Here is a 20,574-nt window from a genome sequence, read left to right as displayed (position 1 = left end):
GATATTCACACCGTCCTGCATGATGGCCTCCACGTCGCCCTTGGCCACGGCGAAGACCAGGGCCTTGCCTAGGATCTTGTCGGCATGCTCGTCCAGAACCAGCACCTCGGTGTTTTCAACCGGGTCCGTGTCGGTGAGCTGGCTGAAGAAAATGCGCTGCCCTTCAGGCGAGGCCATGGCCCGGAAAATTTCGGTCATGCCCTCGGCGCGCAGGGCGCTGGCGATTTTGCGCGAAAGCAGGATGCTGGCGAACATGGGCAGAAGCGCCACGGGCAGCAGGCACGCGGCCACGAAGTAGGGCGAAAGGCCGAGGTTGCGCTCGGTGAGGGACAGGGCGGCGGCCTGCACGCCCTTGGCGTCCTTGTGGATGCGGAAGCGGTAGACCTGGCGCGGCGTGGTCTCCGTGCCGTTGGTCTGGTAGTGCATCGCTAGCGAATACTCTTCCTCCGGCGCTCCCGCCGGGATCACGGCCTCCGCGCGCCACAGGGTGCCGCCCAGCCAGAAGCCGGAGAAGGTCTCCAGGAAGCGCAGTTCGACGTTGGGGCTGGTGGCGCGCAGGGACAGGTCGGAGAGCTTCTCCGCGCCGCGCGGCATGGGGTCGGTCAGGTTCAGCGACTGCCCGGGCACGAGGTCGTACAGGGTGGGGTCCTTGCGGCCCCCGGCCACCATGCCGTCCACGGTGAAGGCGAGGATGAGGCAGATGAGGAGCGTGCCGCACAGCCCGGCGAGCTTGCGCCTGGCGGCGAGGGAACGGAAATTCATGGCGGCCTTAGGCGTTTTCGGTACGGTCGCGCAGCTTGCGGAACCCCGCGATGCCGATGGCCAGAGTGGGCAGGAACATGGCGAAGAAGGTCTTCATGAAGGTGGCGGTGAAGGCCTCGGGCGCGACGGAGGTGGCGGCGGCCATGCCGATGCACAGCTCGGCCAGGATGCCCAGGTCGATGAGGCAGATGAAAAGCTTCTGACGGCCGTTCATGGTGATTCTGGGGTTGTCGCTGTCGTTGTTCAGAATCATGCCGTGCTCCTTGTGTTGTCCGTAGGCTTCGCTTTTGTGGCGGGCCGGGTGGCCCCGGCCCGCCGGGTCTCGTCAGCGATTACTTCTTGAAGATGTTGGTCTTGCTGATGTTCATGAAGCGCAGGGCCTTGCCTTCTTCCTTGTAGTACACGCGGGCTTCGTCGCCGGCGTCCCAGGTGCTGTCGGGCATGGCGAAGTACTCTTCAGGCAGCTGAATGACGGACAGGGTCTTCTGGCGGCCGGAGTAGATGGTCACGGTCTTCTTGTCCTTGTCGACCACGGGGAACTTCTTGGCCTTGTCCGCTTCCTTATCATAGACGAGCGGATGGTTCTTGTCGATGTTCTCCTTGTAGTCGACCATGACGAAGTCGATGGTCTTGAAGTTCTGCGTGGCCGGGTCGAAGATGGTGATCACGTTCTTCTTGTTGTCGATCTTCATGCGGCCGCCGGCCTTGGGCTCCGGGCCCATCTCGGCGGGGTCCGTGGGCATCACGTAGGTGACGGGCGGCAGGTAGGTGTAGTCCGGGTTCTGGGTGTCGTTGGCCTTGTCCCGGATCATGACCATGGTCTTGGTGTCCTTGTCATACTTGATGACGCGTCCCTGGTCGACCTTGCCGGGCTCGGAGCAGCCCACCAGCAGCATCAAGGGCAGGGCCACGAGCAGGGTGCGCCACATGCTTTTCATGTTCATTGCTGTCTCCTTCATGTCTCTGTGGTTGGAGTGGTGCCAGGCCTAGCCCTTGGCCGCCTTCATGGCCAGTTCCTTCTGACAGCCCTGGATGAAGCGCACCAGGATGTAGAGCGACAGGCCGGAGACCACGGTCAGCACCACGGCGGTGGAGGCGTCGTCGAGCAGGGGAATGCTGAACTGCTTGGCGGCGAGCTTGAGCACGATGGAGGTGATGCAGCCGATGACCGCGATGCCGAAGGCGTAGCGGATGCCGTAACCCTTGATGTACTTGGTGGCCACAGCGCCAACCTGAGCGCCCATGGAGGCGCCGATGAGCATGATGACCGCGGCCACGAGTTCGGTGCGGCCCTTGTAAGTGTAGGTGCCGGCGCCGTACAGGCCGGAGATCATGACTTCGAAGAGGTCGGTGCCGACGGCCACGTGGGTCGGGCAGCCGACGATGTAGATGAGCGAAGGCATGCGGATGAGACCGCCGCCGATGCCCAGGATGCCGGCCAGCCAGCCGGTGAGGAAGCTCACGAACACGGGCAGCCACATGGAGCAGTAGATGCCGGCTTCGTTGAAGTGCATCATGGGGGGAATCTTGATGGCGTGGAAGGTCTTGTGCCATTCAACGCCCTTGGCGTCAGCCGCGTTGCCGCCGGCGGCGCGCATCTCGGCTTCCTTGCGCTTCTTCACGTTGATGTCGTGGAACACCATCCAGGCGATGAGGGCCAGAAGGACGATGTACATGTAGCGGACGACCTTCTCGACGTTGCCGAGACGTTCCAGCCACATGATCATTTGCGCCCCGATTTCGAAGCCGACCACCGTGCCTATGAGCATGATCATGCCCAGCTTGTAGTCCACGTTGCCGAACTTGCCGTGACGCATGGTGGAGATGAGGGACTTGCCCGCCATGTGGGCGATGTCGGTTCCGATGGCGAAGGCCATGGGGAAGCCGAGAATGTTAAGGCCGGGGGTCACCATCCAAGCGCCGCCCATGCCGAAGAATCCGCCGATGATGCCCACGCCCACGCCGAGGATGATCAGGCCGGGCCAGAAAATTTTCACGCCCGCGATGGGCATGAGGACGTACAACCATTCCATATCGCACTCTCCTCTTGGTTGGCCTGTTTTAGTGTTCCGCCAGCTCGCGGGACTTCAGGTCGATGCCGATAAAGCCCATGATGATGTCGGCCACGACGCCGAAGATGACGCCGATGGTCGGAATCAGCGCCATGGTCAGCAGGGCGAAGTACAGGTGGCTCTCATTATAAAGGTTAGTCCACCAGGCTTCCCAGCCCGTGAACTTGCGCGTATCGGCCACGATGACGATGTTCTCGACCTTTCCTCCGCCAGCGGCCAGAGCGAACTCGGGCAGCGCCAGGCACAGGACCATGCACCACGTGAACAGCTTGTACAGACGTGCTTTCATGGAATCCTCCTCAAAACTTGTTCAGACACGTAAACCCCAGCCACACATCCGGTCTTCGCGTTTGCTTTTTCGCCGCAAGCCCGGTTCAATCCCGCAAATCATGTGAAAAGATGAGCAAGCTCCATGCCACGCGAAAAAACTTGACGGAATTGTTGCTTTTATTGTAGTCGTGCAGGTGTCGTTGCGCGAAAGGCGCAAAGGGTATTGCGGGGTTTTAGGGGCTGGATTGCGCGAAAACGCGCGGGTTTCGGCAGCAGCGGGAGGTGTCTGTGGCCTGGGGAGCGTATCGAGCCAAGGCTGAAAGCGCGGCGACGGCCCATTATTTCGCCACCTGGAGCGTGCGCAAGAAACTGTTGCTCTCGCTCATTCCCGCCATTCTCTTCATTCTGGTGGTGGCGGGCTATGTCACCAACTGGTATTCCTCGCGCTATCTGAACCAGGCCCTGCAACGCACGGCCCAGGTGCAGAACCTGGCCCAGATCCGCGAAATAGAGCAGCTTCTCGATTACTACAGGCTTGGGCTCCTGTCGCTTACGGGCAAGCGGCAAGGCCGGGAACAGCTTGAGGCCGCACTTGCCAGTTGGAGCGTCCACCACTCCGGCGTGGTGAAGGAAGTGTCCTTCGTTGGCGTGAACACCGCGGACACCGTCATCATCGTGCAGGTCCCGTCCGGGACCGTTGAGATCCGGCATGATCAGTACAACTTCATCAAGGCCAGCCCGGTGTCGCAGGCCCTCAAACTGCGGGGACTGAAGCCCGGCAGCGTACAGTTCTCCGACTTGACGGAGGTGGTGTATCCGGCCTCCGCCTTTCCGCAGCAGTCGGGTCCGCAAACCTTCGCGCTTTACAGGCTGACTGCGGCAATGTTTGACGGGCAAGGAGCGATGCTGGGATACCTTGTGCTCGGCATCGATGCGCAGGTGTTGCGCAACATCTTGTCGTTGTACAATTCTCCGAAGTCTCCTGTGTATGCTTTCGCCCGCACCAGCGAAAACAGGTTCAGCTATTTCTTTGATGATCAGGGTTGGATACAGTTCCAGTCCGAGAACCTGGAGGAGCCGGATCGCGAACTCTCTGCTGAAACGGCGCGCCTGGGCATGACCGGCGACTATGGCATGCCGGACTACGACAAGGCTTTCCGCCCTCTGCCCAAGCACGAGGCGTACTGGCGCATGGTGGTCGACGTGCAGTCCGGCCAGGGGGGAGTGGATGACCTGGAACTGTCGCAGGAGGCCTCCGGCTTCCTGAGTCCGAATCACTTTGTGGTCTACGCGCCGGTGGTGTTCCTCTCAAATCCTCAGCGCGCTCCGGAAATCATCGGCGGCGTTGCCTATGTGGACCGCAGCAGGCTCACGGATGCCGCGGAGTTCCGACACCTTGACGTGATGATGATCATCACCGTGTCGGGTATGGGCCTTGTGGCCCTGGTCATCGTGTTCATCAGCCGGGTCATCACCAAACCGCTGCACCAGCTTGCGGCGGAAATCCGCACCATGTTCGAGAACAAGAGCCTGCGGCCCATACGGCTGAACAAGCGGGATCTGGAATCGGACCTGCTCACCCGCGCCTTGAACAAGATGATCCTTTCCATACAAGAGAAACAGGAGCTCATCCGGCGGCGCGATGAGCAGATCCATCAAGTGCAGCAGCGGGAAAAGGTGTCCTTTGACAATGAGGTGCCAGCCTCCGTTGGCTGGAGGCTGGTGGGCGAGATTCCGGACCTCATCGGTCAGAGCCAGCCCCTCGTCACCCTGCAGAGCATGATCCGCAAGGCTGCGGGAACCGAGGCCGACGTGCTGGTGGTGGGCGAAACCGGCACAGGCAAGGAACTGACCGCCGAAGGTATCCACAAGTTCAGCAGCCGCGCCACAAGGCCATTTATTTCAATTAATTGTGGCGGTTTGGACGAGAACCTGCTCATGGATACGCTGTTTGGCCACGTGAAGGGGGCCTTCACCGAGGCGCGCACGGACCGCAAGGGCGCGTTTTTGGCCAGCGACGGCGGCACGCTGTTCCTGGACGAGATCGGCACCGCCACGGACAAGGTGCAGAAGGCGTTGTTGCGGGCCCTGTCGGTGCGGCGCATCCGGCCCCTCGGCAGCGATCAGGAGGTGGAGTTCAACGTGCGGGTCATCGCAGCCACCAACGTTGACCTCATGGATTTGGTGCAACGCGGCGAATTCCGCGACGACCTCTATTACCGGCTCAAGGTCATCTCCATCCAGACGCCGCCCCTGCGCCAGCGCAAGGATGACATCCCGATCCTGTCCAACCACTTCCTGAAGGAATTGGCCGCCACGACCGGTGGCCGGGAGTTCGGGCTTTCGCGCGGTGCGCTGGAAAAGCTCATGAACCACGACTGGCCGGGCAACGTGCGCGAGCTCAAAAACTGCATCACGAGGGCCACCGCCTTTGCGGAGGGCGACGTCCTGTATGCCGAGGATCTGGTGTTTGACGATGCGGCCGTGAGCCCGTCTATCCTGTTTGGGGATGTGCCCCAGACGCCGCCCATCGCTATTGCCCCGCCTGTGGCTGTTCATGCGGGGCAGCACAAGCCGGAAAGGCCGACCCTCGCGGTCGGCGATCCCAACCGGCATGAACAGGACTCCAGCGAGGCTGAACAACCGTTGGGCAGGCTGGCGGCACCGCCACCGGAACAACCGGGTGAACAGTCTGTTGGTCCGCGAATGCAGGTGGCGCTGCGCTTGGCCAGAGCGAGAGGTTCCTTCACACGGCTTGACTATCAGAACGCCGTTGGGTCAGAAATTTCGCAACGGACTGCGCAATATGATCTGCAGACCCTGGTGAAGCGCGGCATATTGCGCAAGTCTGGTAAAGGTCCGGCTACACAGTATATGTTAGTTTAGGTTGCGCGTAATCGGCGTGATTGTTTTCGGGTTGCCGTATCGTTTGCGCGATTGCGCGATGGGCTTTGTTCGGGGGCCGCTTCTTGAGTGGCGAAACGGGGGCAAGTGATGGCTGTGCAGAGCGAGATTCTGACCAACATCAAGAAGCTATTCCGCGTGCTGTGCGGAGCAAGGACCGCGAGCCTTGAAGACGAGGCCGTACAAGAAGAGTTTCGTCGTAAATATAAATATTTCCAAGAATTGCTCGAGTCGAACTCCGAGCTGCTCAAGATCGTCACGGACATGGAGGTGAAGCTGCGGGGCGAGCAGCTTTTCGGCATGTCCTACATCCGGGCCCAGGCCACGCGCGCAGTGTTCCACGCCCTGCGCATGGCCGGCAGTTTCGAGAACCTTTCCGGCAAGCAGAACCCGCGCTTAAAAGAAAAGGTCAATGAAATCCAGGAAAACATCAAAGCGGACCTGGAATCGCGCAAAGAGTACCATTTCGCGCAGCACGTGCTGCCCTACACGGCGGTGAACCGTGACATGGTGGACGCCGTGGGCGGCAAAAGCGCCAACCTGGGTGAGATTTTGAACCGCGTGGGCCTGCCCGTGCCCCGTGGTTTCGCCATCACCACCAGCGCCTTTCAGGATTTCTTCGCCGAAGCCGGCCTGTGGGCAGAAATCAAGCGCATCAAGCTCGGCATCATTCCCGATGCGCCGGATTCCCTGGAGCAGGCCAGCGAGGAGATCCAGCGCGCCATCCTCACCGCGCCCATGACCCCGGCCCTGGAGCAGGAGCTTTTGGCGGCACACGCCAGGCTGGCCATAGAATGCGGCAAGGATCCCGAGGAACTGGCCGTGGCCCTGCGCTCCAGCGCCATCGGGGAGGACAGCGAGTTCTCCTTCGCCGGGCAGTACCTGTCCGTGCTCAACGTGCCGCGGCGCAGGCTCGTCACCACCTATCGCTACGTGCTGGCCAGCCTGTATACGTCGCGGGCCATCTCCTACCGGCTGCTCAAGGGCATCGTGGACGAGGACATGGGCATGAGCGTGGCCTGCCTGGAGATGATCAGCTCCGTGGCCAGCGGCGTCATGTACACGCGGCATCCCTTCAACTCCCACGACGACCGCGTGCTCATCAACGCCGTGTGGGGCCTGGGGCCTTATGCGGTGGACGGCGTCATCACCCCGGACAGCCAGTCCCTCCCGCGGGACACGCTGGAGCCCCAGGACGTGCGCGTGGCCGAAAAGCCGGTGATGCTGGTGTGCGGCGCGGGCGGCGTGCTGGTGGAGCAGCCCGTGCCCGAGGACAAGCAAGGCAAGCCCTGCCTGACCCCGGAGCAGACGCGCACCCTGGCGGGCTATGCCCTGAAGCTGGAGGAACACTACGGCACGGCCCAGGACATCGAATGGGCCCTGACTCCGCGCGGGCGGTTGCTCATCTTGCAATCCAGGCCCCTGGGCGTGGTGGAGGGTGAGACTGTGATTCCGGCGGGCATGCCCAAGGTGGAAGGGCACGCCGTGGTCGCCCAGGGCGGAGAGACCGCACAGCCGGGCATCGGCGCTGGCGTGGCCTTCGTGGTCAGCGGTGACGAAGACCTGAGCGGTTTCCCGGAAGGCGGGGTGCTGGTGGCCCCGCATTCCTCGCCCAAGTTCATGGTGCTGATGCAGAAGGCGCAGGCCATCCTGACGGATTTCGGCAGTATCACCGGGCATATGGCGTCGCTTTCAAGAGAGTTCGGCGTGCCCACCATCCTGGGCCTCAAAACGGTGACGCAAGACATCAAGTCCGGCGATCACGTCACCGTGGACGCTTACTGCGGCCGCGTATACGCTGGGCTGGTGGACGAGCTGATGGGCTTTAAGGCGCCCAAGACCGCGCACATGGAAGGCACCCCAGTGCACGAGGTGCTTGCCCGCGTGGCCCGCCACATCATTCCGCTGAACCTCATCGATCCCAAGAGTGAGAACTTCCGGGTGGCCGGGTGCCGCACCCTGCACGACGTGATGCGTCTGCTGCACGAACGCTGCTACAATGAGATGTTCAAGCTGAGCGACATGGCCAGCGGTGAAACAGGCGTGGCCCTGCGCCTCAAGGCCCAGACGGGCCTCGACCTCTATGTCATCGACCTGGGCGGCGGGGTGGAGCCCTGCACGGACCGCCGCAGGGAGCTTGACCCGGCGGACGTGGCCAGCAAGCCCTTCAAGTCCCTGCTGGACGGCCTGACCCTGGACGCTGCGCAGCTCACCACGCCCCGGCCCGTGCAGGTCAAGGGCCTGCTTTCGGTCATGGGCCAGCAGATGATCTCAAACCCCAGTGCGGGCGGGCAGCGCTTCGGCGACCGCAGCTACGCCATCATCTCCGACAAGTATATCAACTTCAGCTCGCGCGTGGGCTACCACTATGGTGTGCTGGACTGCTACTGCGGCCGCACGGTGAGCAAGAACTACATCACCTTCTCATTCAAGGGCGGCGCGGCCGACGACGCCAAGCGCGCCCGCCGGGCCAGGGCCATCGGCCTCATCCTGGAGGCCAACGGATTCACCGTGGACGTGCAGGGCGACCGCGTGGTGGGCCGCCTGCAAAAGCACGACACGGACGTGATCCTGGAGAAGCTGTGGCTCATGGGCAAGCTGCTCCAGTTCACCAGGCAGACGGATATGCTCATGGTGGACGACCAGAGCGTGGAGGCCATGGCGCGCTGCTTCCTGTCCGGCCGGTACGTGCTCGACGTGTCCTGCCCGCTGACCGAGACCGTGGCCAAGCTGCCGCAGAACAGGCCCGCCAGCCCGGAGCCCGGTCCGCACTGATCCCACTTGCTCACTGGCGATACACGAAAAGACGCCGCGCGGCTCCGGAAGGGGGCTGCGCGGCGTTGCGGCGTTTGAGGACAGGGAGGGCCTAGCCGCCCGCGCGCTCCAGGGTTTCGAAGAGCCGCAGCGCGACCTCGTCGGGCTCAATGGAGGTGAGGCATTCGCGGCCGCGTTTGCAGCGTGTGGTGCCGTGCAGGGAACAAGGGCGGCAGGACATCTCGCGCTCGAGCACGGTGTCGTACGGGCCGCTGGGGTAGAACCCCCACACCTTGGCCGTGGGGCCGAAGAGCGCCACCACAGGCGTGCCCACGGCCGTGGCCAGATGCATGGGGCCGGAATCGGACGTGACCAGGGCGCGGGCCTGGGCCAGCACGGCGCAGGTTTCGCGCAGGGCTGTGCGGCCGGTGAGGTTGCGCGGGTCGTCCAGGGCCTGCAGGTGGTCCGGGTTCTTGCCCACGATGACCCAATCGAGGCCCTGGCGCTCTATGAGCGGGATGAGCGACAGCCAGTAGCCCATGGGCCAGGCCTTGTCCGGGTGCGTGGCAAAGGGGTGCAGGGCCACGAAGGGCCGCGAAAGGCCGATGTGCGCCAGATGCTGGCGGCCGCTGGCGATCTCCTGCTGGGAAAGATGGATGACGGGCCGAAGCTCCGAAGCCGGGGGCGGCGTGGAGTCCAGGGCCAGAGCATAGCGCTGCGGCACGTTGAGGGCGGTGAGCCTGCGCTCCAGCACGCCAAGGGGCATGCGGTTGTAGAGCCGCCGGGTGATGCCGAATTTAGGGTAGCTGCGCACCAGGCCTTCCCAGCGCAGCTTGAGGGCCAGGGAGCGGAGCGAGCGGTGCAGGTCGATGAAGCCCATGCCCGTGCAGTCCGCGGCGATGCGCCGGGATTTGCGCCACCAGTCGTGGCCGTCGATCTCGTCCTGGGTGATGCCGATGACTTCATCGACAGCGGGGTGCCCGGCGAGAAGCGGGGCAAGATTGCTGCGGGTGATGACCGTGAAGCGGGCCTCACGCGTCTGGTGCCACCATGAGAGCACACCCGTGGTCAGGGTCACGTCTCCCAGGGCGCTGGCGCGAAACACCGCCCATCTGTCCGGTAAATCCCTGACCATCAACATATACCCCACGAAAGTGACCGCCAAGCACCACGCCCGGACGCGTGAAACATGGCGTGGAACGAAGGCCAAGTCAAGGATTAAGGCTGTTGCGGGGTGTTTGGGAACCTGCTAGGAATCGGTCAACACCGGTCCAGCGCCCATCAGGCCGACCGGGACCGGAACCACCCACTATGCCTGGACTCGCCGTCTATGTTTGAACTCATCCTTGCGGTCGTCGTGGCCACAGGCGTCTCCTTCCTCTGTTCCATAACCGAGGCGGCCTTCTATTCCTTTCCCATGAGCCGCATCGAGCAGCTGCGCAAGCAGGGCAAGAAGGCGGGCGACATCCTGGCCGACCTGCGCCGCGACGTGGAAAAACCCATCACCGCGGTGCTGACCTTCAATACCGCGGCCAACACGGCCGGCGCGGCCATTGCCGGCGCGGCGGCGGTGAAGGTCTTCGGCGACGACTCCCTGGCCGTGTTCACTGCCGGCTTCACCCTTGTGCTGCTGGTCTTCGGCGAAATCGTGCCCAAGACCCTGGGCGTGGCCCACGCCCGGCAACTGGCCCCTTTTCTGGCCAAGCCCCTCAAGTGGATGATCTTCGCCTGTCTGCCCATCATCTGGCTTCTTGGCAGCCTGGTGCGCTACCTGCGCAAGAAGAACAAGGGACCGGACGCGGACGAGGACGACATCCGCGCCCTGGTGTCCCTCACCCGCCAGCAGGGCATTTTGAAACCCTACGAGGAATCGGCCATCCGAAGCATCCTCGCCCTGGACAGCAAGCGCGTGGCCGAGATCATGACCCCGCGCACCGTGGTCTTTTCCCTCCCGGCGGAGATGACCGTGGCCGAGGCCATGGCCTCGCACCGGGCCTGGCCGCACACCCGCGTGCCCGTATACGAGGCCGAGGATTCCGAGGACATCGTGGGCGTGGTCTACCGCAGGCAGGTGTTCGAGGCCGCGGCCGACGACCAGGGCGAGCTGACCCTGGGCGACCTGATGAAGCCGGTGCGCTTCGTCATGGAGAACCTGACCCTCGACAAGACCCTGCGCAGCTTCCTGGAAAGCCGTACGCATCTCTTTGTCGTTCTTGACGAATACGGCGGCATGGCCGGGGTGGTGAGCCTGGAGGACGTGCTGGAGGAAATGCTCGGCAGCGAGATAGTGGACGAGACCGACGAGGTGGTGGACATGCGCGAGCTGGCCCGGCGCCGCAGGAGCGAGCTGGCGGCCGCCAAACGCGGCGGAAGCGGTGGACAGCAAGGCGTTTGACGTGTAGAGGTTTCGAATCGTTGTTTTGGAAGTGAAGAGCCAACAACGGAACTGAACAGCGAGAAGATCATGGCCACGAAAGGCGGCAAAGGCATCTACATCGCAGCTCTTGTGCTGTTCCTCGGCGGCGTCGGGTACCTCGTGGGCACCGGCGTGACCAAGGACAGCGTCTATTTCCTCAATGTGGGCGAGGCCCTGGCCACCGACAGCGCCAAGCTTAGGCAGGCGCGGCTGTTCGGCAACGTGGCGGCGGAGGGCATAGAGCCCATGCAGCCGGGTCCGGGCGTCAGCTTCCAGCTCATCGACAAGGACAACCCGGGGCAGACGCTGCGCGTCAGCTACAAGGGCGCCGTGCCCGACGCCTTCAAGGCCGGGGCCGAGGTCATTGTCGAAGGCGGGCTGGACAGCACCGGCAAGACCTTCACGGCCAGCACGCTCATCACCAAGTGCCCCTCCAAGTACGAGAAGCAGAACCGGGGGTAGACCCGGCTAGAGGGAGGCGTTGACCCGTCTCCCGCCGCGCCGTGTTTCCACTTCCCAGGAGCCCTGACGTTATGCAAATGACTGCCTATATTTCGTTGCTTTTCGCCCTCATCGCCACCCTGTTCCTGGGCGGCTGGACAGCGGCGGCCGTGCTGGCCGGAAAACCGGAGCGCGTGAGCTTCTCCGAACGCGGGCACCAGGGCGTGACGCTGCTTGTGCTCCTGGCGTCCGGCATCATGCTCTGGGCGCTGGTCACGCGCAACTACGGCTTCTACTCCGTGCTCTCCCACGTGGACAACGGCCTGGAGCTGGCCTACGTCATCACCGCCTTCTGGGCGGGCAGCGAGGGCTCGCTGCTGTTCTGGGGCCTTTCCATGGCCCTGTGCGGGGCCATCTTCGTGTTCACGCCCGGGTACAAGGCGCTCAGCGAACGCACCCGCGCGTACTTCTGGATCTTCTTCTTCGTCATCAACGGCTTCTTTCTCTTGATGCTCACCTGCTGGGTCAACCCCTTCATGCAGGCCGCGCCCGCGCCCATGGACGGCAAGGGCATGAACCCGCTCCTGCGCAATCCGGGCATGATCTTTCACCCGCCGCTGCTCTTGCTGGGCTACGCCATGTACGTCATCCCCGCCTGCGCGGCCCTGGCCGGAGCCATGAGCGGCGAGACCCGGACCTGGATCGCCGCAACGCGCAATTGGAGCATCCTCTCCTGGACCTTCCTGTCCGCGGGCATCATCCTGGGCGGCTGGTGGTCGTACATGGAGCTGGGCTGGGGCGGCTACTGGGCCTGGGACCCTGTCGAGAACGCCTCGCTGATCCCGTGGTGCACGGGCACGGCCTTCCTGCACACGGCCATCGTGGGCAGCCGCCGGGGCGCCCTGGCCAGAACGAACATCGTCATCATGGCCCTCACCTACATCCTCTGCGTCTTCGGCACCTATCTGGTGCGCAGCGGCGTGGTCGAATCGCTGCACGCCTTTGGCGAGGGCGGCGTGGCCATGCCCCTTTTGTGCTTTATCCTGTTCCTCACCGCCGTGTCCTTCTTCGCCGCGGCCATCGCCAAAACGGGCGAGCAGCGCCGCCTGGGCGACCTGCTGAGCCGCGAGGGCCTCTTGGTCATCGTGGCCTGGACGCTCCTGGCGCTGGGCTTCATCATCGGCCTGGGCACCATGTGGCCGGTCATCAGCAAGATGTGGAGCGCCAAGTCCGTCGGGCTCGACGCCAACTTCTACAACCGCGTGTGCCTGCCGCTCTTCGCCATGCTCGTGCTGCTCTTCTCCGCCTGCCCCTGGCTGGGCTGGAAGGAAGGCGTGCGCGACAAGCGCGGCCTCATCGCCTCCGGCGTGGCCTTCGTGGCCTCCGGCGCGCTGTTCCTGGCCCTGGGCTACAAGCTGCCCCTGGCCCTGGTGGGCGCGGCGGGCGCTGTGTCGTGCATGACCACGGCCGTGCTGGCCATGGGCCTTCTGCCCGAGGTGCGCAACCGCAAGTCCATGGCGGCCTATGTCGTCCACTTGGGCCTGGGCCTCATGGCGCTGGGCGTGGCCTTCAGCGGCCCGTATCAGGTCAGCTCCGAGAAGGAGCTCCTCGTCGGCGAAAGCTACGAGGTGGGCGGCTACACCGTGACCCTGAAGGAAGTGCACGAGAAGAGCACCAGGAACATGGCCCAGCTCATCGCCGAGATGGAAGTGAAAAAGGGCGACAAGCTCGTGGGCGTGGTCAAGCCGGAGCGCCGCATGTACCGCGGCTACGAGCAGGCCTTTGCCGAGGTCGAGGTCATTCCCGGCCTGGGCGACGAGATCTTCGCCGTGCTGCTCGGCGCGGACCAGGACGGCCACACCACGGTGAAGGTCAACGTGAACCCGCTGGTGAACTGGATCTGGATCGGCGGCGTCATCTTCTGCGTGGCCCCGCTGCTGCTCTTGGGCTACCGCAAGGGCAAGGACAAGGAGTAGGACCGTGCCCGAGGCCGCCGCGCACCCCACGGGCGAGGCCCGCCAGGACGCCGCAGGCGTCGCTGCCCCTGAACGCCCGGATGTTCGCCCGGACGTGCTGCTCGACGTGCTGGGCGTGGGCAAGTTCTTCGGCTCGCGCCTGGTGCTGCGTGATGTGAGTGTGCAAGCGCGCGCGGGCGAGGCCCTGCTGGTGGTGGGCGGCAACGGCGCGGGCAAGACCACCCTCCTCAAAATCATGGCGGGACTGTGCCGCGCCTCGGCTGGCGTGGTGGACGTGCGCGTGGAGCCGGAAAAGTGCGCCTACCTGGGCCACGCCACCTTCCTGTATCCGCGTCTTTCGGCCTCGGCCAACCTGAACTTCTGGGGCCGCATGTACGGCCTTGCCCCAAGCCGGGAGGACATCGCCGCCGTGCTGGCGCGCGTGGGCCTTTCCCACGTGGAGGCCGAGCCCGCGGGCACGTTCTCGCGCGGGATGGCTCAGCGCCTGAACCTCGCCCGGGTGTTCCTCATCGGGCCCAAGCTGGTGTTCCTGGACGAGCCGGGCACCGGTCTGGACCCGGCCTCCCAGGACCTGCTGCGGCGCGAGATCGCGGCGCTCAAGGCCTCTGGCGCGGCCGTGGTCTGGGTGAGCCACCACCTGGCCTCGGACCTGGTCCTGGCCGAGCGCGTGCTCCACATCAAGGACACCCGCGCGGCCTACTTCGGCGACGCGGCCGGCTTCGACGCCGGGGGGCTTACATGCTGAGGCGCGGCGGCTACATTGCGGCCAAGGATCTGCGCCTGGCCGTGGGCGGTGGGCAGGGCCTGGTGCAGGCCGTGCTGCTGGGGCTTCTGCTGATTTTCCTGTTCTCGCTCTCGCGCCCCACGGCCGAGCTCGTCTCGCCCCAGGCGGCGGCGGCCATCTTCTGGCTGGCCTCGTCCTTCGGTCTGGTGCTGGTGTTCAACGATCTGTTCAGCCTGGAGGAAGGCCAGGGCTGCCGCCTGGGCCTCTTGTCCTCGCCGGTGCCGGAGCATGCCGTGTGGCTGGGCAAGGGCCTGGCCGGGTTCGCGCTGCTGCTCTTGTCCCAGGCCGTGTTTCTGCCCGCCGCCGCCGTGTTTCTGGGCCAGGACCTCAAGGGCGACATTGGCGTCATGCTCCTCACGCTCATCGGCGTGGACTGGGGTCTGGCGGCCCTGGGCGCGCTTCTGGGAGCCCTGGCGCAGGGGCAGGGCGCGCGCGAGTCGTTGTTTTCGGTCATTCTGTTTCCGCTGCTTTTGCCGGTGCTTTTGGGCGGCATCCGCATCTTCGCGGGCAGCTTTTCCGGCGAAGCGGCTATGGACCAGCAGCTCTGGGCCGGGATCATCGTGGCCTTCGACGCGGTGTTCACCGCCGCTGGCGCGTTTTTGTTCCCGTATCTGTACACGGGCGAGGAATAGCGGCGCATACGCCGTCTTTGGAGTTCAAGCATGCCGATCCGTATTCTTGCCATCGTGAGCGTCGTCGCTCTGGCCGTCGGGCAGTGGTTCATCTGGAGCTACGCGCCGCTCGAGGAAACCATGGGCGCGGTGCAGAAGATCTTCTACATCCACATGCCGCTGGCCTGGTGGGCGCTCATCAGCTTCTTCGTCGTGTTCTGCGCCAGCATCCGCCATTTGATGAAGCGCGACGCGGCCTCGGACATCCTGGCCGGAGCCGCGGCGGAGATCGGCGTGCTCATGAGCGGCCTGGCCCTCATCAGCGGCTCCATCTGGGGCCGTGCGGCTTGGAACGTCTGGTGGACCTGGGACCCGCGCCTCACCACCACGCTCATCATGTGGTTCGTGTACGCGGGCTACCTGGTGCTGCGCGGCTCCGGCATGGGCGGCGAGCGCCGGGCCATGGTCAGCGCCGTGCTCGGCGTGGTGGCCTTCCTCGATGTGCCGCTGGTGTTCTATTCCGCGCGCATCTGGCGCAGCGTGCACCCGGCCGTGCTGGCCAGCAAGGGCGGCGGCATGGAGCCGGAAATGTGGCACGCGGTGCTGGTGAACCTTGCGGCCTTTGGCGCCCTGTGGCTGACGCTGCTTCTGGCGCGCTACGCCAACGGCCGTGCCGAGGAGCGCGCCCGCGCGCTCATGCTGTCCCGCTAGGGCAGGGGAGGGGATTTCCGTGAACGGATACGTCGTTGCGGCCAACGCCGCTGTGTGGCTTTTTCTCGCGGCCTATGCCGCGTCCCTGGTCCTGCGCGGCAGGTCCATATCCAACAGACTGAAACAGCTGGAGATGCTCCGTGACGGACACCATGAATAAGAACGCGCCACTGGGCGGCGGACAGAAGATCATCCTTGTGGCGCTCCTTGGCGCCATCCTGGCCATGTTCGTGGGTTCCTTTCTGTACCGCATGCAGGGAAAGGGCCTGGTGGTCGAGGTGCGCCAGGAGCGCGGCGGCATGGGCGAGGCCATGGGCGGCAAGGGCGGGCCCATGGGCATGATGGGCGTGGACATGGACCAGCTGCGCGAGCAGATGCGCAAGATGCAGGAGAACCCCAACGACGTCAAAAACCTGCTGGAGCTCTCCAACACCTTCATGATGATGCAGGCCTGGGACAAGGCCCTGGAGTTCGTGACCATGGCGGCCAAGGCCGCGCCGGACGACCTGAACGTGCACCGGGCCATGGGCATGGTGCGCTTTGAGCGCAAGGAATACCCCGAGGCCAAGAAGTCCTTCGACGTGGTGCTCAAGAAGGAGCCCGACGATGTGCTGGCCCACTATAATATGGGCATTCTGCTGAAGCACTACATGCAGAAGCCCGCCGAGGGCGACGCGCACTTCCGCCGCGTGGTGCAGCTGAATCCCAAGGATCAGGACGTGCTGAAGGGCGCGCAGGAGGAGCTGGCGGCCCCGGCGGCCAAGTAGGTGCCAGTCCGGCCGTTGCCGCTGCCGTATTGACATGGGCGGATATTCCACTAAAATAGCCGCCTTCAAGGTGAAAAAGGCTGCGGAGTGGGTGCTCCGTGGCCGTGCGGGATATCAGGGTTTCTTGGCTGTCAGAACTTTTTTCTGAGGAGTTGGGATATGAAATCGAGATGGATGCTGACGGTTCTTGGCGTGGCCATGGCCGGTCTTCTTGCGGTTGGTTGCGGCGAGAAGAAGGAAGAGAAGAAGCCCGAGGCGGCTGCCAACGCCACCGCCGCGGCTCCGGCCAAGAAGGTCGTCATCGGCGTGGCCGGCGCGCAGTCGGGCGACCTGGCCTCCTATGGCCTGCCCTCCCTGAACGCCGCCAAGCTGGTCGCCAAGGACCTGAACGCCAAGGGCGGCATCAACGGCGTCCAGGTTGAAGTCATGCCCATGGACGACCAGTGCAAGCCCGAGCTGGCCACCAACGCCGCCACCAAGCTCGTCTCCGAGAAGGTCACCATCGTCCTCGGCCACATCTGCTCCGGCGCCACCAAGGCCGCCCTGCCCATCTACAAGGACGCCAAGGTCATCGTCATGAGCCCCTCGGCCACCAGCACCGAGCTGACCCAGAGCGGTTCCTACCCCAACTTCTTCCGCACCATTTCCTACGACCTGATTCAGGGCAAGGCCGCGGCCGAGTTCGCCGTGAACGAGCTGAAGGTCAAGAAGGTCGCCGTCATCCACGACAAGGGCGACTACGGCAAGGGCTTCGCCGAGAGCGCCAAGAAGGCGCTTGAGGACGGCAAGGTCGCCAAGGTCGCGCTGTTCGAAGGCATCACCCCCGGCGGCGTGGACTACTCCGCCGTGGTGCAGAAGATCAAGGCCTCCGGCGCCGACTGCGTGCTCTACGGCGGCTACCATCCGGAAGCCTCCAAGATCGTGACCCAGATGCACAAGAAGGGCCTCAAGATCGCCTTCGTTTCCGACGACGGCGTGAAGGACGACACCTTCATCAAGACCGCCGGCGCCGACGCCGAGGGCGTGTACGCCACCGGTCCGCAGATCCTGGCCGACAACGAAGTGTACAAGAAGGCCGTGGCCGACCATGAGAAGGAATTCGGCTCCAAGCCGGGCGCCTTCTTCCCGCAGGCCTACGCCGCCAGCCAGGCCCTGCTGAACGCCGTGGCCAAGGCCGGCAGCACCGACTACGACAAGGTCGTGGCGGCCCTGCAGAAGGAGTACGTGGAGACCCCGGTCGGCAAGATCAAGTTCGACGCCAAGGGCGATGCCGAGGGCGTGAGCTTCTCCGTGTACCAGGTGAAGAGCGGCAAGTACGAACTGGTGAAGTAGCCTCCGCCGCCCGGCATCCGGGCAGGCGATAACGAGCCAGGGGGCGGGGGCGTTTGAGCGCCCGTCCCCTGGTTCCGTAAGGGAAAGGCCGCAAGGAAGGCTGTTCCTGAGCGGTAGGACGGATGTATGGAATATTTTCTTCAGCTCTTTTTCGGCGGGCTCTCGCGCGGCAGCGTGTACGCCCTCATCGCCCTGGGCTACACGATGGTGTACGGCATCATCGAGCTCATAAATTTCGCCCACGGCGAGATCTACATGATCGGCGCGTTCATGGGCCTCATCGTGGCCGGAGTGCTGACGGCCATGGGCTGGCCCACCATGTCCATCCTGGTCATCGCGCTCATCATCTCGGTCCTGTATTCGGCGGCCTACGGCTACACGGTGGAAAAGATCGCCTACAAGCCCCTGCGCGGCGCGCCGCGCCTGGCCCCGCTCATTTCGGCCATCGGCATGTCCATTCTGCTGCAGAACTACATCATGCTCGCGCAGACCCCGGACTTCTTGCCCTTCCCCAGGCTGATCCCGGACCTTGAGTTCATGGAGCCCTACGCCAACTTTCTGGCCACCAGCGACCTGTTCATCATCGTCACCTCCATTTCGGTGATGGTCGCCCTGACCTTGTTCATCAAGTTCACGCGCATGGGCAAGGCCATGCGGGCCACGGCGCAGAACCGCAAGATGGCCATGCTGGTGGGCGTCAACGTCGACCAGGTCATCAGCATGACCTTCATCATCGGTTCGGCCCTGGCGGCCGTGGGCGGCGTGCTCATCGCCTCGCACATCGGGCAGATCAACTTCGTCATCGGCTTCCTGGCGGGCATCAAGGCCTTCACCGCCGCGGTCTTGGGCGGCATCGGCAGCATTCCGGGCGCGGTGCTCGGCGGACTGGTCCTCGGCTGGACCGAAAGCTTCGCCGCCGGCTATGTCTCAAGCGACTACGAGGACGTGTTCGCCTTCTGTCTGCTGGTTCTCATCCTTATCTTCCGCCCCGCTGGCCTGCTCGGCAAGCAGCGGGCCCAGAAGGTGTAAGCAATGGCCGCAATGCAACTCGTCACCAACCTGAAGAAATCCGTGGCCGCCTCCCTGTGGCTGGCCTTTCTGACCCTGCCCATCATGGTCATCCGCGTGGATACCGTGGAAAAGACCGTGACCTGGCGCTGGATGCACCTGGCGTACATGCTGGCGGGCAGCTTCGTGCTGGCGCTCGCCTGGTACTTCATGATGGACCGCCGCGACCGCGGCGCGGCCATCAAGAACGCCGAGGGCGGCGAGACCCAGTCGCGCCTGTCCAAAATGTTGGAGGACCCGCGCATCGCCAAGCCGCTCATGGCCTTCGGCCTTGTGGTGGCGGTGGCCTTCCCCTACCTGTTCTCCATGTACCAGACCAACATCCTCATCAGCGCGCTGATCTACGTGGTGCTGGGCCTGGGCTTGAACATCACCGTGGGTCTGGCGGGCCTCTTGGACCTCGGCTACGTGGCCTTCTACGCGGTGGGGGCCTACGCCTACGCGCTTTTGAACCACCACTTCCAGCTGGGCTTCTGGACGGTCCTGCCCCTGGGAGCCATCCTGGGGGCTTTTTTCGGCATCCTGCTGGGCTTCCCGGTGCTGCGCCTGCGCGGCGACTATCTGGCCATCGTGACGCTGGGTTTCGGGCAGATCGTGCGCCTGGTGCTGGAGAACTGGAGCGAGTTCTCCATGGGCCCCAGCGGCGTGTCGAACATCGCCCGGCCGGGGCTCTTCGGCATCAACTACAGCGTGGAGCAGGCCACCACCTACATCTACTACATCATGCTGGGCCTGGTGCTTCTGACCATCTTCATCACAGCCCGGCTGAAGGATTCGCGCATCGGGCGCTCCTGGCTGGCCCTGCGCGAGGATGAGATCGCCTGCCAGGCCATGGGCATCGACAACACCCGCGCCAAGCTCATGGCCTTCGCCCTGGGAGCCACCCTGGCCTCGGTCATGGGCGTGGTGTTCGCGGCCAAGACCACCTTCATCAACCCGGCCAGCTTCACCTTCATGGAATCGGCCATGATCCTGGCCATCGTGGTGCTGGGCGGCATGGGCTCTGTTCTGGGCGTCATCCTGGGCGCCTTCCTGCTCATCCTTCTGCCCGAATACATGCGCGCCTTCTCCGAGTACCGCATGCTCATCTTCGGCGCGACCATGATCCTGGTCATGGTCTTCCGGCCCCAGGGACTCATCCGCGCCAAGCGCAAGGTATACAAGATCAACACGGAAGCTGCGTGATGGAACAGACGACACACAAGGCGGTCCTTTCGGTCCGCAACCTGAGCATGAACTTCGGCGGCCTGCGCGCCCTTTCCGATGTGGACCTGGAGGTGCGCACCGGCGAGGTGGTGGCGCTCATCGGCCCCAACGGCGCGGGCAAGACCACCTTCTTCAACTGCATCACCGGCATCTACACCCCCACGGACGGGCAGGTGCTGGCCTACCCCAAGGACGGCAAGGAAAAGCGCATAAACGGCATGCGCACCAACCACGTGTGCGAGCTGGGCATGGCGCGCACCTTCCAGAACATCCGGCTCTTCCCCAGCATGACGGCCCTTGAGAACGTCATGATCGGGCGGCACTGCCGCACGAAGGCGGGCATTTTGGGCGCGGTGCTGCGCGGGCCCAAGACCCGCCGCGAGGAGCAGGAGGTGGTGGACAGAAGCTACCAGCTGCTCAAGAAGGTCGGGCTCGAAAAGGTCGCCAACGAGTATTCGCGCAACCTGCCCTACGGCGCGCAAAGAAGGCTCGAGATCGCC

Annotated in this window: 20 protein-coding genes; 14 read left to right on the top strand and 6 right to left on the bottom strand. The window is 64.2% G+C overall.

Annotated elements, in window-relative coordinates; genetic code table 11:
* The 5 genes from VN419_RS12890 to VN419_RS12870 form a co-directional block, all read right to left on the bottom strand.
* Nucleotides 1-762 (bottom strand): hypothetical protein (locus VN419_RS12890; protein ID WP_325647624.1); only part of this gene is annotated, 762 nt, incomplete at its 3' end.
* 7 nt (nucleotides 763-769) lie between these two features.
* The gene (locus tag VN419_RS12885) at nucleotides 770-1,015 is read right to left on the bottom strand and encodes a hypothetical protein (protein WP_325647623.1); all 246 of its coding nucleotides are present in this window, start codon (nucleotides 1,013-1,015) and stop codon (nucleotides 770-772) included.
* Between the two features lie 79 nt (nucleotides 1,016-1,094).
* On the bottom strand, nucleotides 1,095-1,706 hold the full coding sequence (locus VN419_RS12880) for a DUF4881 domain-containing protein (RefSeq protein WP_325647622.1): 612 nt from the start codon (nucleotides 1,704-1,706) through the stop codon (nucleotides 1,095-1,097).
* 42 nt (nucleotides 1,707-1,748) lie between these two features.
* Complete coding sequence (locus tag VN419_RS12875) at nucleotides 1,749-2,795, bottom strand: sulfite exporter TauE/SafE family protein (RefSeq protein ID WP_325647621.1); 1,047 nt, start codon at nucleotides 2,793-2,795, stop codon at nucleotides 1,749-1,751.
* Between the two features lie 28 nt (nucleotides 2,796-2,823).
* Entirely contained in the window at nucleotides 2,824-3,123 is a 300-nt protein-coding gene (locus VN419_RS12870) for a DVU0150 family protein (RefSeq protein ID WP_325647620.1), read from the bottom strand.
* 269 nt (nucleotides 3,124-3,392) lie between these two features.
* On the opposite strand from VN419_RS12870, the gene VN419_RS12865 reads away from it, so the two are divergent.
* Complete coding sequence (locus VN419_RS12865; protein WP_325647619.1) at nucleotides 3,393-5,990, top strand: sigma 54-interacting transcriptional regulator; 2,598 nt, start codon at nucleotides 3,393-3,395, stop codon at nucleotides 5,988-5,990.
* A 108-nt stretch (nucleotides 5,991-6,098) separates the two neighbouring features.
* Nucleotides 6,099-8,783: a PEP/pyruvate-binding domain-containing protein gene (locus VN419_RS12860; RefSeq protein WP_325647618.1), complete on the top strand. Its 2,685-nt coding sequence runs from the start codon at nucleotides 6,099-6,101 to the stop codon at nucleotides 8,781-8,783.
* A gap of 91 nt (nucleotides 8,784-8,874) precedes the next feature.
* Here VN419_RS12860 and VN419_RS12855 read toward each other — a convergent pair whose 3' ends face one another.
* Complete coding sequence (locus tag VN419_RS12855; RefSeq protein WP_325647617.1) at nucleotides 8,875-9,867, bottom strand: glycosyltransferase family 9 protein; 993 nt, start codon at nucleotides 9,865-9,867, stop codon at nucleotides 8,875-8,877.
* A 225-nt stretch (nucleotides 9,868-10,092) separates the two neighbouring features.
* On the opposite strand from VN419_RS12855, the gene VN419_RS12850 reads away from it, so the two are divergent.
* The 12 genes from VN419_RS12850 to VN419_RS12800 all read left to right on the top strand — a co-directional run.
* The gene (locus VN419_RS12850) at nucleotides 10,093-11,157 is read left to right on the top strand and encodes a hemolysin family protein (protein WP_325647616.1); all 1,065 of its coding nucleotides are present in this window, start codon (nucleotides 10,093-10,095) and stop codon (nucleotides 11,155-11,157) included.
* Between the two features lie 69 nt (nucleotides 11,158-11,226).
* Entirely contained in the window at nucleotides 11,227-11,640 is a 414-nt protein-coding gene (locus VN419_RS12845) for a cytochrome c maturation protein CcmE (RefSeq protein WP_325647615.1), read from the top strand.
* Between the two features lie 71 nt (nucleotides 11,641-11,711).
* Complete coding sequence (locus tag VN419_RS12840; RefSeq protein WP_325647614.1) at nucleotides 11,712-13,595, top strand: heme lyase CcmF/NrfE family subunit; 1,884 nt, start codon at nucleotides 11,712-11,714, stop codon at nucleotides 13,593-13,595.
* Nucleotides 13,596-13,689: 94 nt separating this feature from the next.
* The gene (locus VN419_RS12835) at nucleotides 13,690-14,340 is read left to right on the top strand and encodes an ABC transporter ATP-binding protein (RefSeq protein ID WP_325647625.1); all 651 of its coding nucleotides are present in this window, start codon (nucleotides 13,690-13,692) and stop codon (nucleotides 14,338-14,340) included.
* Nucleotides 14,334-15,011 (top strand): heme exporter protein CcmB, encoded by a 678-nt coding sequence (locus VN419_RS12830; RefSeq protein ID WP_325647613.1) that lies wholly within the window; start codon nucleotides 14,334-14,336, stop codon nucleotides 15,009-15,011. The genes VN419_RS12835 and VN419_RS12830 overlap by 7 nt, the downstream gene beginning before the upstream one ends.
* Nucleotides 15,012-15,041: 30 nt before the next feature.
* Nucleotides 15,042-15,701, top strand: a complete 660-nt coding sequence (ccsA, locus tag VN419_RS12825; protein ID WP_325647612.1) for a cytochrome c biogenesis protein CcsA — start codon at nucleotides 15,042-15,044, stop codon at nucleotides 15,699-15,701.
* On the top strand, nucleotides 15,661-15,861 hold the full coding sequence (locus tag VN419_RS14580) for a CcmD family protein (RefSeq protein ID WP_414652933.1): 201 nt from the start codon (nucleotides 15,661-15,663) through the stop codon (nucleotides 15,859-15,861). The genes ccsA and VN419_RS14580 overlap by 41 nt, the downstream gene beginning before the upstream one ends.
* Nucleotides 15,842-16,468 (top strand): tetratricopeptide repeat protein, encoded by a 627-nt coding sequence (locus VN419_RS12820; protein ID WP_325647611.1) that lies wholly within the window; start codon nucleotides 15,842-15,844, stop codon nucleotides 16,466-16,468. Before VN419_RS14580 ends, VN419_RS12820 begins: the two co-directional genes overlap by 20 nt.
* 159 nt (nucleotides 16,469-16,627) lie before the next feature.
* Entirely contained in the window at nucleotides 16,628-17,800 is a 1,173-nt protein-coding gene (locus tag VN419_RS12815) for a branched-chain amino acid ABC transporter substrate-binding protein (RefSeq protein ID WP_325647610.1), read from the top strand.
* 126 nt (nucleotides 17,801-17,926) lie between these two features.
* Nucleotides 17,927-18,829, top strand: a complete 903-nt coding sequence (locus VN419_RS12810; protein WP_325647609.1) for a branched-chain amino acid ABC transporter permease — start codon at nucleotides 17,927-17,929, stop codon at nucleotides 18,827-18,829.
* 3 nt (nucleotides 18,830-18,832) lie between these two features.
* Nucleotides 18,833-20,053: an ABC transporter permease subunit gene (locus tag VN419_RS12805; RefSeq protein WP_325647608.1), complete on the top strand. Its 1,221-nt coding sequence runs from the start codon at nucleotides 18,833-18,835 to the stop codon at nucleotides 20,051-20,053.
* Nucleotides 20,053-20,574, top strand: a 522-nt coding sequence (locus VN419_RS12800; protein WP_325647607.1) for an ABC transporter ATP-binding protein, incomplete at its 3' end; no start/stop codon positions are given. The genes VN419_RS12805 and VN419_RS12800, both read left to right, overlap by 1 nt.

The sequence above is a fragment of the Humidesulfovibrio sp. genome, from assembly GCF_035560995.1.
Taxonomy (GTDB): domain Bacteria; phylum Desulfobacterota; class Desulfovibrionia; order Desulfovibrionales; family Desulfovibrionaceae; genus Humidesulfovibrio.
This window is presented reverse-complemented; position numbering and strand designations above follow the sequence as displayed.